Consider the following 15,252-nt stretch of genomic DNA (forward strand, 5'->3'; position numbering starts at 1 on the left):
GAAACCGGCGTCCGGCATTGGATCCGTCGTTGTGCGACGACTCTCCCCCTACGAAAGTAGGGGTTGGCCAGGGCAGATAGTCGGACGGAACGGCGCAGCAGCCTGCCTAGGATTGCCAGGGTGAGCAGGAGAGAAGGCCAGAGGTGGGCTGCCTACGGGCGCGTGGTCCTCGTGGCTTTGTGCGTGCTGGCCGCCGCGCTGAACGCCGCATCCATCGACGGCGGTCGCTACCAAATCCCTGTGACCGGCGCCGCCCTGCTGTGCGGGGCGTCCCTGGTCGTGCCCCGATGGCGGTGGCCCTTCGCGCCGCTGCTGGTCACCGCGGCCACGGCGTGGTGGGGGTGGCCATTGCTGCCGCTACTGGTGGTCGCCCTGTTCGACCTGGCGGTGGACCGCCGGGCACGGGCGGCGCTGGTATGTGCCGTCGCCGCGCTGGGCGCCAACCTGCTCAGCTACCCGGCCACCGCGCTGTGGACGGCTCAGACCTACGCCTCCACTCTGCTCCTGCCGTTACTGGCCGTGGTCCTCGGCCTGTGGCTGGGCAGTCGGCGACGCCTGGTCGAGGCCCTGGCCTCCGATGTCGAGCACCTGCGCATCGAGTCGAAGCTGCGTGAAGAGGCGGCCCGTGCTGCGGAACGGTCCCGTATCGCCGCGGAGATGCACGACGTGCTGGCCCACCGACTGAGCCTGATCGCCCTGCACACCGGCGTCCTCTCCACCAAGAGCGACACCCTGCCCGAACAGGTCGCCGAACGGCTCCGTCTCCTGCGCGCCACCTCCGTCGAGGCCCTGACTGACCTGCGCGATGTACTGGGCGCTCTGCGGGTCCCGGATGCCGTGGAGCCGGGTTCCGCACTCGCACCCGCCATGAGGGACGCGCGGGAACTGGTCGAGGAGGCCCGCGCTGCCGGGCAGCACATCGAGCTGACCTCCGACGGTCTTCCCGAGCAGGCTCCCACCACCCACCGACTGGCCGTGTACCGCATCGTCCAGGAAGCACTGACCAACGCCCGCAAGCACGCCGACGGGGCCGAAGTGACCGTACACATCGGCTACCGGCCGATGGCCACACTGGTCGAGGTCACCAACCCTCCTGGGACACCCCGCACAGACACCGTCAGCTCCGGATACGGGCTCGTCGGACTACGCGAACGCGTCACCGCCCTCGGCGGCCATCTCAGCGCCGGGCCCGCCGGGGCGGGCGCCTGGCGGCTTGCTGCCCGCATCCCCCATCCCGCCGGCACCGGACAGGACGGCACCCTCACATGATCCGCACCATGATCGTCGACGACGATGCCCTGGTCCGCCTCGGCTTGGCCGACCTCCTCGACGGTGACCAGGACATCGAAGTGGTCGCACAGGCCACCGACGGCCTCCAGGCCATCGAGCATGCCACCGCATACCGCATCGACGTCGCCCTCGTCGACGTACGCATGCCCCGCATGGACGGCATCACCGCCACCACCCGGCTACGAGCCCTTCCCCACCCGCCGAAGGTCATCACCCTGACCACCTTCGACCTCGACGAATACGTCTACAACGCTCTCGCCGCCGGAGCCGACGGGTTCCTGCTCAAGGACACCGACCCAGCCGAAATCCTGCGTGCCGTCCACCTCGTGGCATCCGGATCGGCGATGCTCCACCCCACCGCGGCCCGTCGCCTCATCGACCGCTACCACGCGACCAACCAGCCCCAGGCCACCGCGGCCCAAGCCCGGCTGGACGGGCTCACCCCCCGCGAACGCGAGGTACTCGCCCTCCTCGCCCAAGGCGACACCAATGCCGACATCGCCCGTCGCCTCGTCATGAGGGAGAGCACCGTCAAGGCCCACGTCAGCCGCATCCTCGCCACACTCGAAGTCACCAACCGCGTCCAGGCCGCCCTCCTCGCCCGCGACGCCGCTCTCTCCCCCTGACCAACCGAAGGCTGCTCAGCGCAAGATGCTCGCCAGGGAGCCACCTCTGCCCGCGCCTTGTCCTTCACGGAATCCAGAGGTGCCCACCGTTGGGAAACCCTCACCGAGGGTAACGAACTCACAACCACGTGGTGCCGTGGCCGTTCGTCCACCGGCTGCCTATTGCCGGACGGTCTTAGGGATCTTGATGCCGCCGACCGCAGGGCTGGCTGCGCGGCAGTATGGGTAGCAGAGGGCGAGCTGTGTCGCCTTGCCATCAACCAGGCAGACGCCGAGGGTGCCCGAGGGGCGCCGACTCGAACTGCCTCTAGCAGTCACACCTGCTGGGAGGTCTCCAGCACGCGAGCGACTACAACAGCGACGACGTCGGCCGGCGTCTCGGTGTCGAAGGACATCTGGTAGCCGCGCACCTTGGCCGTACCGGTAACGGCGATCTTCCACCCCTCGCCGTCGGTGCCAGGACGTCCGAGCGGGAACCACCCGAGGTAGAAGCGACCGTCCTTCGAATTGACGTGCACGTCCGCGCGGTCGTCCACGACCAGCTGGAAGTCGCCGGCGGAGAACTGGTCCATCACGACTGTCGCCTGGCCCGGGCCGAGTAGCCACTCACGCAGCCGCAGGGCCTCGACGGTAGCGGAGAATCCGGGACCCGATGACGCCTCAGTCACGGCAATCACCTCTTTGACCTGGTGCTTTGCAAGAAGGTCGTCCAGGTTCACATGCCGCTGCGGCGTTGGCCAGTCATTCGTGGATCTTTGCTGTCTGCCCCCGGCGAACTGAAACCCGATCGGGGCGGCATCCCGAAGTCCTGGCAAGTTCCCGCAAGTTCCTGGCTCGACAGCCCGATCACGGGCAAGCTCGGGCACAGAGATCGTTACCGGCATCCGATGAGGACATCGTTCCCCTGCCTAAGCCCGGCAAGGACCCGGAAAGCCCCAGGCAGTTCTACCTGGAGGTGAAGAAGGATGACGAGGACCCCGACGTTTGAGGAGTTGTTCCGCGACTGCCAGAGGACCGCTGTCCATCTGGAGACGCGCGACGCCTACATGAAGTCGGACCCCGCCTTCGTCGACTGGAAGGCCGGGCAGCCCCTCGACCCCGCCGAGCGCTGGGCCGACTGGCACGGCATCGTCACGGCCGCCGCTTCGCGAGGCGTCGAGGTACGCCGGGCACGGATCGTTTCAGTGCCCGTCAGCGAGTACATCCGCTTCGAGTACGACGTCACCGACGGGCTGAACATCGCCGCAGGCGAAGACGTGCGCTGGCTCTCACGCCGCAGCGCGACGGACCTGTCGCTCCCGGGTAACGACTTCTGGCTGTTCGACTCCAGCCTCGTCCTCGTCAACCACTTCGACGGCGAGGGAGAGAACATGGAGGTCGAGCTCACGGAGGACCCGGAGATAGCGAAGCTCTGCGAGGCGGCCTTCGAGGCCGTGTGGCAGCGCGCAACGCCACACGCAGAGTTCGAGTTGACCTGACAGCGGAGCAGTACGGTCAGAGACCTGACCTCGCCATCTTCCGGTCGGGTCCGCGATGGAATCCCTGTCGGTGTCCGCAAGCAGCATGGCACGCCTGAACTGACAGCGACACCGCAGTGCGGCCGCCGTGAGCCCGCTGACCCTGTGTCGGGTGTACGCGGACCCCGCCACGCGCGCCTATGCGGGGGCAACGCCGTCGTGGCCAGAGCTATGACGGAGCATGCCCAGATCTAGGCACCCTTGGCGAACTCGATGAACACCGTCCAGCTGCCCCGCTGAACGGCCAGGATTCCCCGACTGCGCGTCTTCGTGTCCCGCACCATTACGTGCTGCGGGTCGTTGTCGGCGACTTCCACGCAGTTCTCTGTCCCGGTGTAGGAGCTGGTACGCCAGTTCGGGGTCGCGGGTGGCATGTTGTTCTCCTAGTCGCTGGGCATCTGATCGAAGTGGTGTATCGCTGTGAGGATGAGGTCGCGGACCGAGGCTCCGTAGACCGCTGACTGCTTCAAGAGGGCGAATGCCTTGGTGTACAGCTCGATTTCGCGGGGCTGGGTGACGGAGAACTCCGCCGAGTAGGTCTCGACGAGGACCAGCTTGTCGTCGAACATCGAGAAGGAGTTGCCGGGCCAGATGCCCAGGGATGCGGAGCGGGGGATGATGCCCAGGCTCAGTCGGGGAAGCCGCATCACCGCCAGCAGGCGGTCGAGCTGCCCCTTCATCACGTCCGGGCCGCCGAAGTTGGTGTAGAGGGCCTGTTCGCCGAGTACGACGTTGAAGATGCGGTTGCCCTGATACAGGTATTGCTGGCGTTCGAGCCGCTTGGCGGTGGCGGCTTCCGCGTCGTCGGGGATCTCGTAGTAGTCGACGACGTGTCTGAAGGTCTCGGCGGCGTAGTCCGCCGTCTGGAGCGTTCCCCAGATGAGCGTCGGGTGCCAGATACGGAAGACCTTGGTCTTGGCGTAGACCGGCAGGGCCTTGCGCTGGCGTTGTTCCGCCCCGGTCTGGAGCTGCCGGCGCCACTCGAGCCACAACTCGTCGATGTGGCGGACCGTGGCTATCAAGTCGTCAAGGTGTTCTTTCCGGTCGGTCTTGGTGCACCAGGTGCGGATGTCGTCTTCGCTGGGGTTCTGCTTGCCGTTCTCCAGCCGGGACACCTTGGACTCGGCCCAGCCGGTGGCCACGGCGAATGCCCGGCCGCTCGCGAATCCCGCGTCCTTCCGGAATCCACGCAGCCGGGCACCCAGTGCCTCGCGTGCTTCTTGAGCTTGGTTGTTCACTGGTGGATCAGGGCTTGTACTCGGCGTGGGGGATGGCGGCGGCCCAGAGAAGGTCCCGCACCCGGACGCACTGGGCCAAGGTGTCCGGGTCCTCGATGATCTGCGACCCCAGTACGCGGCCTTCCGGGTCGAAGTGGCCGACGGCCAGGAGGCGGTCGTCGTACAGCCACCAGTCGTTGCCGCCGACCGGGAAGGTGATGTCCTCGGGCAGCCGGTGCCGCGGAAGCCATCGGATGTCCTCGCCGGCCTCCAGGTTGAGGTGGGTCAGCGAGTGCTCCCAACCGACGTACTGGGAGTGCGGCTCCGTGATGACGCGGACGCGCCTGACGGTCTTCCCTTCGGCGGAGACCCGTTTCATGAGCCCCATCCAGGGGCCGAGCCACGCGTAGTCGTCGGGCTCGCCCCGCTGCCACCGCGCGTAAGGCGTGTCCTCGATGGGAGACCCGTAGTCGTCCCTCAGCTCCAAGTGGAAGGCGTCGCGCTCGAAGCTGTTGAACAGCTCGTCACGCTGAGCTGGGGTGATCAGGTCCACTGTTCTCCTCCAGTAGGGCCGTGATCGAGGACTTGGGGACCTCGATGCAGGTCTCATAGTCGGGCATCCGCATCTGGCTCAGGGCCTCGGGATCGGTCATCTCCGGGCCTTGCAGGATGCACGTGTCCTGTTCCGTCACAAGCATGATCGGGGCGGTGAAGCTCTTGATCTCGCCGGTCGCGTGTCCGTCCTTCGACAGGTGCTCGAACAGCTCCGGCGGTACCTCGATCACTGTCTGGCCTTCGGGCACGTCGAGTTGCATGAGCAAGTCGTTCGCGAACACCTTCCAGCCTTGGATGACGTAGCTGTCCTGGTCACTGGCGTACAGGGTGGGGCTGTCTCCGGGGGTGGAGTTCTTACCAAGGAACCGTAGCTTCACGGTTGCTCTCCCGTCCGCTGCCTTGCGCCGGTTTGCGCGACACATCGATGGTGTGCGAGGCATTCAGCCCCGTCAATCGACTTGCTGCAAACTCACGCAATCCCCTTGGGAGTTGCGGGACAGCCGCCCTACGGTCATGTCGAAACCCGAGCAACCAAGGGAAGCCGGCGGATCGCGCTTCGGTGCGGCGCCGGAAGCAACCTTCCTTCCCGTGACGTGCGGAGGACAGCAATGGCCCTTGCCTTGCAGAGTGCAATCGCTCCCGAGGCGACGCGCGGGAGATCCCAGAGCGCTTCCGGCGGCATAGCCGACGCTGTTCCGCCGCAGGGATGGGTTCCGCACGTACACGGTCCAGGGAGAGACATGGACCAGCCCGCTCGCTTCGTCATCTCATGCAGCCGCGCACCGGAACGGGTGCGGCAGCTTCGTCGCATCAGTGCCGCTCACCTCCGGCTGTGGGGGATCGGATGCTGCCTCGACACCGCCGGCCTGCTCATCAGCGAGCTGGTCACCAACGCCGTCCGGCACGGCGAGGCGGATGACATCGGCTTCTCCCTCTCGTACTGGCGGGGCGAGGTCCGCGTCGAGGTGGCTGACGGAACTCCGGGCCGGCCTCGGGTGAAGAGACCGACCGCCGACGAGGAGAGCGGACGCGGCATGCTGATCGTCGAAGCACTTGCCGAGGACTGGGGAACCAGCGAGGACGGCACCCTTACCTGGTGCACGATCGCCGTACCGGAGCCGGTGGTACCCCAGCCGGGGTTCTGGTGCGAGTGGCGCCAGGTGGACGGCAAGCAGCTCGCGATCGCGTCCATGCCCACACCGGACCGGGCGATCCGCTGGGCTCGCATCCAGATGCGCGTCATCGCCTCCGCCATCAACGCCTCCCTGGTCGGCCACGTCTGGGACTGGCTGTCCGACGGATGGCAGAAGCCGGCCGAGGCGCTGAAGAACGGCGAGGAGTTCACGCTCCCTCTCGCGGCCGGGCCGTACGAGTTCGTCTGGCACGCGCGTCCGGTGCGCTTCGTGCCGGTCGTCGGCGGGAGCCCGCTGCCCCACCTCGCGGAGGAGGAGCCGGAGTGGGAATGAACCCTCGTGAGCTGTGGAGCCGCCTCGACTGGCAGGACGGCAACTGCTTCAGGTGCGAGCAGATGGATGTTCCCGTAGCGGAGATCGGCGACATCTCGGTGGCCGGCAGAGCCTTCCCTCTTTCCGCCTGCCAGTGGTGCGTGTTCAGGCTCGAACAGCTCCACTACACGATGAGCGAGCGGGCCGTCCGCCGGCAGAACACGCCCGCACCCGCCCCCGCACAACCTCATCCCATCGGCCAGTGGCCCACCAGCGCGCCACTCGACAGACCGCCCGCCCATGTCGCGTAGGAGGACAGCCGCGCCCTGGGCGGGCCTTCAACCCCCCGTCCCTGCCGTTCGAACTGGAGGTTCCCCCGACCTCACAAGCGCAGGTCGCGGCAGGGACGGGGTCACCACCCGCCATGACAGAAGAGGCTCCTTGACCACCCAGAAGGACGACGAGCTGTTCGACCTCATCGGCGCGATCAGCACCGTGATCGGCACCGCCAAGGACGACGGGCTTGCCCCAGCCGCCCCGCAGGCCGACACGGACGTCGCGGAGGACGCCACAGCCAAGCCCGCGTAAACGAAGCGCCCAGGACAGACACGGGGCCGAGCACTTCGCCCCACCCAGACCCCCGACGGCAGGCACCCACCCGCAGATCTCCCCGTGCCTGCCGTCGGGCCCATTGCGCCACCCGACGAAAGCGAGGGACAGATGAGCGTCACCGCGCCACCCGCCCGGACCCACGGAGCCACAAGCCCACTCCGCAGCCGGCCCGCCGTTCGCCGCTTCCTGGAAGGCCCCGCTCTGACCCCGGCGGACCTGTCCATGGTGTTACTGGTCACCGAGGAGGAGACGGACCGGCCCATGCCGACCCTCACGGTCAGCCAGATTCCCGCCGCGATGCGCGAAGCCCGGCAGCTCGGCATCCGGTCCGTCAAGGTCTTCGCCGAATCCACCCAGCGCGACACCGCCGGCGAGTTCTCCGTCGTACCGGACGCCCTCATGGCCCGCGCGGTGCGAGCGGCGAAGGACGCGGAGCCCGAGATCGCCGTGATGACGGAGACCTGCCTGTGCTCGTACACCGACACCGGCTTCTGCTACATCTCCGACCGGCGCGGGCGCCCGGACATCACAGCCACCACCGACGTGACCTCCCGCCAGGCCGTCGCGCACGCGGCTGCGGGGGCCGACATCGTGGGACCGGCCTCCATGGTCGTCGGGACCACCAAGAGCGCCCGCGAAGCGCTGAACGCGGCAGGGCACGAGAGCGTGTCGATCATGCCGCACGTCATCTTCTGGAGCAGCCTCTACGACGGCTTCCGGCTCACCATGGGCGCCACCCCGCAGGCGGGCTCCGACCGCGAGTTCCAGATCAACCCCGGCAAGCCGGAGCAGTTCATCGACACCGCTCTTCAACTCGTCGGCGACGGCGCGGACATGCTCCTGCTCGAACCCGCGATGTTCAGCGCCGACGTCCTCACCGAGCTGAAGAAGCGCACGCTGGCACCGCTCTTCCCGTTCTCGGTATCGGGCGAGTACACCACCCTCTCGCAGGTGGACACCGCGAGCGGCCAACGGGACGTGCGCCGGCTGGTGGAACTCTTCACCATGCTCAAGCGAGCCGGTGCGGAAGCCAGCATCACCTACGCGGCACTGGACATCGCCCGCCACCTCAACGACTGACCGCGGATTCAACCCGAATCGCGTCCAGAATGGACCGCGCGCCCTGGTCAATCAGCACGGCGGCCAGGGCCGCACCGAGCTTCTCCGGCTCGTCCATCGGCCCGGAAAGCTTGCCCTCGACCCGCCGGGCACCGTCCAGCGACGTGACCTGGGCGAGGAGCGACAGAGATCCGTCCGGCCCCGTCTCCGCGTACGCACCCACGGGCACGCTGCACCCGCCATGCAGCTCGGCGAGCAGGGCCCTCTCCGCCCGCACATGGGCATCGACGGCCGCATCTCCCACGCTGGAGAGGATCTCTTGGAGTTCAGGGCTGTCTTCTCGGACCTGAACGCCGAGAGCGCCCTGTCCAGGTGAGGGCGGGAATTGGTCCACGGGCAGCAATTCGCCAACTGCGTCGTCGAGACCCAGACGGCGCAGCCCTGCCGCCGCCAAGACCACAGCGTCCAGGCTCATCGACTCGATCTTCTTCAGGCGAGGCGGCACATTCCCTCGGATCGGCACGATTTCCAGGTCCGGGCGAACAGCCAGGAGCTGAGCAATTCGCCGCGGGGCACCCGTTCCCACCCGAGCGCCCTTACGCAGACCGGACAGCGTGGAGCCGCACAAAGCGTCCCGCACATCCTCACGGCCGGGCGGCGACAACAGCGTCAGACCGGGCGGGTTCGCGGTCGGAAGGTCCTTCAGGGAGTGGACGACGAGGTCCACGTCTCCCCTGCTCAGAGCTGCCTCCTGCTCAGAACTGAAGGCACTTCCACCACTGACCGCCGAGACATCGGAAAGCCGGGACTTCCGATCCTTGTCACCACCTTCGAGGACCACCCGATGCGTGAACGTGACGCCCGGAAAACGCTCGCGAAGCGGGGCAAGGTATTCCCGCACCTGCACCTTGGCCAGATTACTGGCGCGCGAACCGACCAGGTAGGTCTTCACGGCGATCAACTCCTGACAGGCGATAAGCTGTCAAGTCATCGTAATACTCGCCTAGTTGCACTTTTCCCGACCGTTCGTCGGAAACGCGCGGCCAAGCAACCTGGCCTGGCGCTTTCCCTCTCGAAGAAGTATTACCGAGCTTGGGGGCATATCCAGCAGCAACCAATTTCCTACGAGACGGTGTCAAGCTCCCCGGCTATCAACCGTCGAGTTCGGCACGGCACACCTAGCTCCCGGGTCGGACACCCCAGCGCAGCCGAGGCGGCAGCCCGCTCGACAGACGTGATCAGCGACGGCTACACGGACCGCTGCGGCGGCATCCGCGTTACATGACTCCGCTCCTGCGGTTCAGATGTTCCAGACACCCTGTCGGGCGGCGATGCCGACGTACTCGGAGAAATCCCGGGGAGCCCGGCCCAGCGCCCGCTGCACGCCGTCACCGAGCGAGGCCAGGCCGCCTGACCGGACGTACTCGTACAGGCCGGCCGACAGCTGCACCCACTCCTCGGGCACACCCTGCGCCCGCTGCTCGTCCGCGTATGCCTCCGCGGTCAGCGGCACATAGCGCAGGTCGCGGCCGGTGGCCCGGGCGATCTCCGCGACCGCGTCGCCGAAGGTCATCAACCGGGGCCCGCTGAGCTCGTAGTGCCACCCGGCGTGCCCGGTCTCCGTGAGGGCGGCGACCGCCACCTCGGCGATGTCCTCGGCGTCGACGAACGCCTCCTTGCCGTCCCCGGCCGGCAGCCGTACCTCGCCACTCATCACCGGGTCGTAGAGGAAGTCCTCGCTGAAGTTCTGGAAGAACCACCGCGGCCGGAGAACGGTCCAGTCCGAGCCCGCTTGTTCGAGGGCCCGCTCCGCGGCGAGGACGTGCTCCTGGTCCGCCCCTCCCTCGGGCACGGACAGCAGCACCGCACGCCGGGAGCCGGCTGCGGACGCCTGCCGGGCGAGAGCGGCGATGTCCTGCGCGGCCTGCGGACTGCCGAGGCCGGGCACCACCAGGTACATCCCCGTCACGCCCCGCAGGGCCGGCTCCCAGGTGGAGCGGTCCGTCCAGTCGAAGGACGGCGTACCGGAACGGGACGCCGCGCGGACCGTCACACCTCGCTCCTGAAGCATCCGCACCACCCGACGGCCGGTCTTGCCCGTGGCCCCTGTCACCAGAATCATCTCGTCGCTCATGGCCTCAACAGAACCAGTCGCCATCCGCCCGAGCCATGCTGTGCGGGCTCACGTCCATATGCGTTCGTCTACGCTGACCGCCATGGATCCCATGCGGCTGACCAGCACGGATCCGCTGACGGATCTCCTGAACGGGGTACGGACCAGTGGTGCCGTCTTCCACCAGTCCGCGCTGAGCGGTTCCTGGGCAGCGCGCTTCGAGGACGGCTCGCAGCTGGCCCTCGCGGTCCTCGTGCACGGCTCCGCCTGGATCACTCCCCAGGACGGCGACCCGGTACGGATCGGCTCCGGAGATGTCGCGGTGCTGTGCGGCGGCGCACCGTACGTGATCGCCGACGCCCCGGACACCGAGCCGGACGTGGTGATCCATCACGGTGGCCGCTGCACGACCCCACAGGGCGAGAGTCTGCCCGGCCCCCGAGTGCCGGGTGCCGGCGCCTGGGACACGGAAGAGGCTGACAGCACAATCCTGTTGAGCGGGCTGTACACCGTGGACAGCGGCACCCCGGGCCGGCTGCTCGCCGCACTGCCACCCCTGGCCGTCATCGAGGCGAACGTGGGCGCCTGCCCGGTCAGCCGGACGACCTTCGAGGAGATCACCCGCGAGGAGCCCGGGCAGCAGATCCTCCTGGACCGGGCACTGGACCTGATGCTCATCACCGCCCTGCGCGCCTGGTTCACCCGCCCCGGCGCTCAGATCCCCACCTGGTACCGCGCCCACAGCGACCCCGTGGTCGGCCCCGCCCTGCGCATGCTGCGAACCGACCCCGCCCACCCGTGGACCCTGCCGGCCCTGGCGGCGAAGACCGGCGTGTCCCGGGCTCACCTGGCCCGACGCTTCACCGCCCTGGTCGGCCGGCCGCCCATGACCTACCTGCGGGAACAGCGCCTCGCCCTGGCCGCGGACCTGCTGCGCGAACCCGGCACGACGCTCGCAACGGTGGCGGACCGCGTCGGCTTCGCCAACGCCTTCGCCCTCAGCGCCGCGTTCAAACGGGAACACGGCATCAGCCCCAGCGAGTACCGCATGCGCGAGACACAGGCAGCAACCTGACGTCCGACTCCGCCCTACACGTCGAGGACTACGCGAGCGGCACACCGCTGGGCGTGAGGCTGCCGGAGCTGCCGGGTGGCTCGGCCATCATCTCCCTATGAGTACGCCCGCGCTGGGCCTGGGCAGAGCTGCCCGATTCATCTCACAGCGCTGAACAGCAGCTACTGGCGCTTTCAGAACGCTTCGCGCTTATCAGGCATACGATGACAAGTGGGTCAGCGCACTCTCACGTGCCACGGCCCGGAAGGGCGGCCCCGGTGTGCGTACGCCGGGGCCGTTGCACACCGGGGCATCGCTTCTCACCGCCACCGACTTCGATTGCGCCATGGGCGACATGCCGCCTGCGGCGTAATCGGCTCGTTGGGCCGGTCGGCACTGCGAGCCTGTACCGGTCGAACAGCGTCGTGCCACGCTCATCGCCGCTGACCCCCGGTCGGCGCTGCCCAGCGGCGTGGACACAGCCGCCCATGGGTTCGCCCTGCCCCGGGACGAAGGGAAGCGAGCGCCGATGACGGACAGTGGGCGGCGGCCGGACAGGCTTGGAGTGGACCGGTCGGAGGGGTTCGGCGAACGACTGCTGGGTGTGCTGCTCGACCGGGCCCACGAGATGCCACCGGACCTGATCGCCCCGCTCGTCGCGGAAGAGGTGGCCAGGGTCGGGGGGCGGGAGGTCTCCATCCTCCTGCAGGACTACGAACAGGTGCTGCTGGTGCCCCTGCCGGGCCGGAGGCTGAAGGTCGGCAGCCCCGAGCCGGTCGAGGACTCCCCCGCCGGCGAGGCGTTCCTGAGCCGCAGAACGGTGGAGGTGCCGCAGGACGGCAGTGTGCGGATGTACCTGCCGCTGCTGGACGGCAGCGACCAGATCGGGGCGATGGCCGTCACCCTGGACAGGGTCGATGACGACGACCGGCGGCTGCTCCGCAGACTCGCCGGTCTGGTCGCGGACATGATCGTCACCAAGGACGCCTACACCGACCTGTTCTTCCAGGCCCGCCGCAGCGCCCCGATGAGCGTGGCCGCGGAGATCCAGTGGTCGTTGCTGCCCCCGCTGTCGATGACCGTCCCGCAGGTCGAGGTGGCCGGAATCCTGGAGCCCGCCTACGACGTGGCCGGCGACAGCTTCGACTACGCCCTCAACGGCGACATCCTTCACGTGGCCATGATCGACGCGATGGGCCACGGGCTGGACGCGGCGACCATGGCGACGGTGGCCATCGGCGCCTATCGCCACACGCGACGGGCCTATACCGACCTGTCCCAGGTGTACGCGTTCATGGACAGAGCCATCAATGAGCAGTTCAGCCCCGACCACTTCGTCACCGCGCAGATGATGATCCTGGACATCACCACGGGCCGGCTGCAATGGGTCAACGCCGGCCACCCGGCCCCGTTCCTGATCCGGGACCGCGCCGTGGTGGACCGGCTGGAGAGCCCGACCACACTGCCGGTCGGCTTCGGCGGTGAGGAGCCGGTAGTCAGCGAGCGGATGCTGCAACGCGGCGACCGGGTGCTGTGCTTCACCGACGGCCTGTTCGAGGAGCACCAGACCGGCGGGGAACAGTTCGGTGAGGAACAGCTCATCGAGTGGACCAACCGGATCCTCCGCGACCGCACCGAGGTACGGGCGGTGGTGCGAGCACTCTCCCACGCCCTGAAACACGAACGTGGCGGCACCACGACCGACGACGCGACCATCTTCCTGATCGAGTGGCGAGGCGGCGACGCCGATCATCTCGCCGCCCTCGACTGAGCCCTCGGCACAGAGGCATGCGGCTGACCTGTGGCCTCGTACCCAAGTCCGCGGAATCCCGCACGCGACAGCCCACGCTCGCCCCGGAGCCGACTGCACCACCGGCTCGGGAGAGTGCTCCCTCGCGGCGCCGGGGGCGGAGCCGCCCGTGTCCGCCGTCTCGATAGTCGCGACGGCCGCCGGTTAAGCTCGCCCCGCCCGGCCGCGGGCATGGCCGCCCGTGAGGTACCGGGCATCCACAACCTCGGCGAGGGCATGGCCCGCGCTTTCGGCGCCACGCGGGAACGCGTCCCCGGCGGAGGTGCAGGCGGCGGCGTCACCCGAGGCGTGAAGGTCCAGGTCGGGAAGCGCCAGGCCGCCGTGGACCTGAACATCGTCGTCGAGTGCGGCGTCTCCATTGTCGACGTGGCCGGTGACGTGCGCTCCAACGTCATCAGCGCCGTGGAGCGGATGACGGGCCTGGAGGTCGTCGAGGTCGACATCGCCGTCGACGACGTCCACCTTCCCGAGGACGGGGAGGAAGAGGAGGAGTCCGAAGGGGGGTAGGGCCGCGTGAGGTGAGCCGCCGATTCCCTCAGGTCGTCGTCGTGAGAGATCCTGTGGGTGGGCGGCAGAGGCCGTTGCAACGCTGATTCGGCCGGGCGGCTGCGTCGGGAGTTCGTGTGCACAGACCCTTCCTGAGGATCCACCGGCGCATCCGTCCTGAGCGCCGCCACGCTCCGGGACCGCACGGCTCGCCTGGGACGGACCGGTCGAAGGAATTCGGTGAGGAGTGCCTCGGGGCTCTGCTGGACCAGAGCCACGAAGTGCCGCCCCATCTCCTCGGCCCGCTCGTCGCCCGGGCTGTGGGCAGCCTCGGTGGCCGGGAGACCTCGGTCTTCCTGCAGGACTACGGGCAGGAGTGGCTGATGCCCGTGCCGCTCGACGGACTGACCGCCGGCGATCCGCAGCCGATCGAGGGCTCCGACGCCGGCCATGCCTTTCAGGCCGCGCGTCGCGTCGAAGTGCCGCGGACGGACGGCGTCCGCGTCTATCTGCCTCTGCAGGACGGTGGAGACCAGGTGGGCGTCATGGCCGTCACCCTGGACGGGGTGGTGGAGAACGACCGGCGGCTGCTGCGCCGGATCGCCGCTCTGGTGGCCGAAATGCTCATGGCCAAGGACGGGTACACCGATCTCTTCTTCCGGGCCCGGCGCAGCGAACCGATGACTGTGGCGGCGGAGATCCAGTGGGCGCTGCTGCCACCGCTGGCGATGTCCTCGCCCCGGGTCAGCCTGGCCGGGGTGCTGGAGCCCGCCTACGACGTGGCCGGCGACAGCTTCGACTACGCCCTCAACGGCGATCTGCTGCACGTGGCCATGGTCGACGCGATGGGCCACGGTCTGGGCGCCGCCACGATGGCCACGGTGGCCATCGGCGCCTATCGGCATGCCCGGCGGATCAGCGTCGGGCTGGCGGAGACCTACGCGTTCATGGACCGGGCCATCGCCGAGCAGTTCGGCCCCGATCACTTCGTGACCGCTCAGATGATGCGGCTCGACACGGCGACGGGCCGCCTCCAGTGGGTCAACGCGGGCCATCCGGCTCCGCTGCTGATCCGCGGACGCCGCGTCGTGCGGCGACTGCACGGCCCGACGACGCTCCCCGTCGGCTTCGGCGGTCACGAACCGCTGATCAGTGAGCTGGACCTCGACCGCGGGGACCGGATCATGTGCTTCACGGACGGACTGGTGGAGGAGCACCTGGCCGGCGGTGCGGAGTTCGGCGAGGAACAGCTCATCCGCTGGGTGGACCGCGTCGAAGGTGCGGCGCAGAAGGTCCCGGCCGTGGCCCGGTCCCTCTCCCACGCGCTCAAACTGGCGCGGGGCGGCGTCACGACGGACGACGCGACCCTCCTGCTGATCGAGTGGCGCGGTCCCGGTTGAGCGGCCGAGGCTTGCCGCGCGCGTACCCCATGCGGCGGCCGATGATGGGAACACGGCCGAACAGGCGG

At 68.5% G+C, this 15,252-nt stretch carries 18 protein-coding genes; 11 read left to right on the forward strand and 7 right to left on the reverse strand.

Annotated features, from left to right (window positions below; genetic code table 11):
* The first annotated feature begins 120 nt into the window (after nucleotides 1–120).
* A complete protein-coding gene (locus ACFYX4_RS18240) occupies nucleotides 121–1,269 on the forward strand; it encodes a sensor histidine kinase (protein WP_389333559.1) in 1,149 nt (382 codons plus the stop codon).
* Nucleotides 1,266–1,916 carry a response regulator gene (locus ACFYX4_RS18245; protein WP_389333562.1) on the forward strand — a complete coding sequence of 217 codons (651 nt, stop codon included), beginning with the start codon at nucleotides 1,266–1,268 and terminating at the stop codon, nucleotides 1,914–1,916. The genes ACFYX4_RS18240 and ACFYX4_RS18245 overlap by 4 nt, the downstream gene beginning before the upstream one ends.
* 314 nt (nucleotides 1,917–2,230) lie before the next feature.
* On the opposite strand, the gene ACFYX4_RS18250 is transcribed toward ACFYX4_RS18245, so the two are convergent.
* Entirely contained in the window at nucleotides 2,231–2,584 is a 354-nt protein-coding gene (locus tag ACFYX4_RS18250; protein ID WP_389333565.1) for a DUF317 domain-containing protein, read from the reverse strand.
* A gap of 297 nt (nucleotides 2,585–2,881) precedes the next feature.
* Between ACFYX4_RS18250 and ACFYX4_RS18255 the strand changes: the two genes are divergently transcribed.
* The gene (locus tag ACFYX4_RS18255) at nucleotides 2,882–3,394 is read left to right on the forward strand and encodes a DUF6879 family protein (RefSeq protein WP_389333568.1); all 513 of its coding nucleotides are present in this window, start codon (nucleotides 2,882–2,884) and stop codon (nucleotides 3,392–3,394) included.
* A 230-nt stretch (nucleotides 3,395–3,624) separates the two neighbouring features.
* On the opposite strand, the gene ACFYX4_RS18260 is transcribed toward ACFYX4_RS18255, so the two are convergent.
* Genes ACFYX4_RS18260 through ACFYX4_RS18275 form a run of 4 tightly spaced genes read right to left on the reverse strand, consistent with a single transcriptional unit; the run spans nucleotide 3,625 to nucleotide 5,582 of the window.
* A complete protein-coding gene (locus ACFYX4_RS18260) occupies nucleotides 3,625–3,807 on the reverse strand; it encodes a DUF397 domain-containing protein (protein WP_389333571.1) in 183 nt (60 codons plus the stop codon).
* Between the two features lie 9 nt (nucleotides 3,808–3,816).
* The gene (locus tag ACFYX4_RS18265) at nucleotides 3,817–4,671 is read right to left on the reverse strand and encodes a helix-turn-helix domain-containing protein (RefSeq protein ID WP_389333574.1); all 855 of its coding nucleotides are present in this window, start codon (nucleotides 4,669–4,671) and stop codon (nucleotides 3,817–3,819) included.
* A 7-nt stretch (nucleotides 4,672–4,678) separates the two neighbouring features.
* Entirely contained in the window at nucleotides 4,679–5,203 is a 525-nt protein-coding gene (locus ACFYX4_RS18270) for a DUF6879 family protein (protein ID WP_389333577.1), read from the reverse strand.
* Nucleotides 5,175–5,582 (reverse strand): hypothetical protein, encoded by a 408-nt coding sequence (locus ACFYX4_RS18275; protein WP_389333580.1) that lies wholly within the window; start codon nucleotides 5,580–5,582, stop codon nucleotides 5,175–5,177. Before ACFYX4_RS18275 ends, ACFYX4_RS18270 begins: the two co-directional genes overlap by 29 nt.
* Nucleotides 5,583–5,945: 363 nt before the next feature.
* Here ACFYX4_RS18275 and ACFYX4_RS18280 point away from each other — a divergent pair, with 363 nt between their 5' ends.
* The 4 genes from ACFYX4_RS18280 to ACFYX4_RS18295 all read left to right on the forward strand — a co-directional run bounded on the left by ACFYX4_RS18280 (nucleotide 5,946) and on the right by ACFYX4_RS18295 (nucleotide 8,342).
* Nucleotides 5,946–6,671, forward strand: a complete 726-nt coding sequence (locus tag ACFYX4_RS18280; RefSeq protein ID WP_389333583.1) for an ATP-binding protein — start codon at nucleotides 5,946–5,948, stop codon at nucleotides 6,669–6,671.
* Entirely contained in the window at nucleotides 6,668–6,961 is a 294-nt protein-coding gene (locus ACFYX4_RS18285) for a hypothetical protein (protein ID WP_389333586.1), read from the forward strand. The genes ACFYX4_RS18280 and ACFYX4_RS18285 overlap by 4 nt, the downstream gene beginning before the upstream one ends.
* Nucleotides 6,962–7,091: 130 nt before the next feature.
* The gene (locus ACFYX4_RS18290; RefSeq protein WP_389333589.1) at nucleotides 7,092–7,238 is read left to right on the forward strand and encodes a hypothetical protein; all 147 of its coding nucleotides are present in this window, start codon (nucleotides 7,092–7,094) and stop codon (nucleotides 7,236–7,238) included.
* A gap of 132 nt (nucleotides 7,239–7,370) precedes the next feature.
* Nucleotides 7,371–8,342: a hypothetical protein gene (locus ACFYX4_RS18295; protein ID WP_389333592.1), complete on the forward strand. Its 972-nt coding sequence runs from the start codon at nucleotides 7,371–7,373 to the stop codon at nucleotides 8,340–8,342.
* Here ACFYX4_RS18295 and hemC read toward each other — a convergent pair.
* Together hemC and ACFYX4_RS18305 are read right to left on the reverse strand one after the other, a co-directional pair.
* Nucleotides 8,332–9,273, reverse strand: a complete 942-nt coding sequence (hemC, locus tag ACFYX4_RS18300; RefSeq protein ID WP_389333595.1) for a hydroxymethylbilane synthase — start codon at nucleotides 9,271–9,273, stop codon at nucleotides 8,332–8,334. The genes ACFYX4_RS18295 and hemC overlap by 11 nt on opposite strands.
* Before the next feature lie 348 nt (nucleotides 9,274–9,621).
* Complete coding sequence (locus tag ACFYX4_RS18305) at nucleotides 9,622–10,455, reverse strand: NAD(P)H-binding protein (protein WP_389333598.1); 834 nt, start codon at nucleotides 10,453–10,455, stop codon at nucleotides 9,622–9,624.
* 82 nt (nucleotides 10,456–10,537) lie between these two features.
* Here ACFYX4_RS18305 and ACFYX4_RS18310 point away from each other — a divergent pair, with 82 nt between their 5' ends.
* The 4 genes from ACFYX4_RS18310 (at nucleotide 10,538) to ACFYX4_RS18325 (ending at nucleotide 15,184) form a co-directional block, all read left to right on the forward strand.
* Nucleotides 10,538–11,509, forward strand: a complete 972-nt coding sequence (locus ACFYX4_RS18310; RefSeq protein WP_389333601.1) for an AraC family transcriptional regulator — start codon at nucleotides 10,538–10,540, stop codon at nucleotides 11,507–11,509.
* Between the two features lie 508 nt (nucleotides 11,510–12,017).
* Nucleotides 12,018–13,259, forward strand: coding sequence for a PP2C family protein-serine/threonine phosphatase (locus ACFYX4_RS18315; protein ID WP_389333604.1), 1,242 nt, complete (start codon nucleotides 12,018–12,020; stop codon nucleotides 13,257–13,259).
* 93 nt (nucleotides 13,260–13,352) lie between these two features.
* Nucleotides 13,353–13,805: an Asp23/Gls24 family envelope stress response protein gene (locus ACFYX4_RS18320; RefSeq protein WP_389334196.1), complete on the forward strand. Its 453-nt coding sequence runs from the start codon at nucleotides 13,353–13,355 to the stop codon at nucleotides 13,803–13,805.
* Nucleotides 13,806–13,954: 149 nt separating this feature from the next.
* Nucleotides 13,955–15,184 carry a PP2C family protein-serine/threonine phosphatase gene (locus ACFYX4_RS18325; protein WP_389334199.1) on the forward strand — a complete coding sequence of 410 codons (1,230 nt, stop codon included), beginning with the start codon at nucleotides 13,955–13,957 and terminating at the stop codon, nucleotides 15,182–15,184.
* Nucleotides 15,185–15,252 lie beyond the last annotated feature (68 nt).

Origin of the sequence: Streptomyces sp. NPDC002328 (assembly GCF_042890065.1) — a bacterium.
In the GTDB taxonomy this organism is placed as follows: domain Bacteria; phylum Actinomycetota; class Actinomycetes; order Streptomycetales; family Streptomycetaceae; genus Streptomyces.

Excerpts from the sequence above, each read along its gene's own strand:
- ACFYX4_RS18310 (WP_389333601.1), top strand. The coding sequence starts at position 10,538 with ATGGATCCCATGCGGCTGACCAGCACGGATCCGCTGACGGATCTCCTG.
- ACFYX4_RS18245 (WP_389333562.1), top strand. The coding sequence starts at position 1,266 with ATGATCCGCACCATGATCGTCGACGACGATGCCCTGGTCCGCCTCGGC.
- ACFYX4_RS18285 (WP_389333586.1), top strand. The coding sequence starts at position 6,668 with ATGAACCCTCGTGAGCTGTGGAGCCGCCTCGACTGGCAGGACGGCAAC.
- ACFYX4_RS18295 (WP_389333592.1), top strand. The coding sequence starts at position 7,371 with ATGAGCGTCACCGCGCCACCCGCCCGGACCCACGGAGCCACAAGCCCA.
- ACFYX4_RS18260 (WP_389333571.1), bottom strand. The coding sequence starts at position 3,807 with ATGCCACCCGCGACCCCGAACTGGCGTACCAGCTCCTACACCGGGACA.
- ACFYX4_RS18255 (WP_389333568.1), top strand. The coding sequence starts at position 2,882 with ATGACGAGGACCCCGACGTTTGAGGAGTTGTTCCGCGACTGCCAGAGG.
- ACFYX4_RS18280 (WP_389333583.1), top strand. The coding sequence starts at position 5,946 with ATGGACCAGCCCGCTCGCTTCGTCATCTCATGCAGCCGCGCACCGGAA.
- ACFYX4_RS18315 (WP_389333604.1), top strand. The coding sequence starts at position 12,018 with ATGACGGACAGTGGGCGGCGGCCGGACAGGCTTGGAGTGGACCGGTCG.
- ACFYX4_RS18305 (WP_389333598.1), bottom strand. The coding sequence starts at position 10,455 with ATGAGCGACGAGATGATTCTGGTGACAGGGGCCACGGGCAAGACCGGC.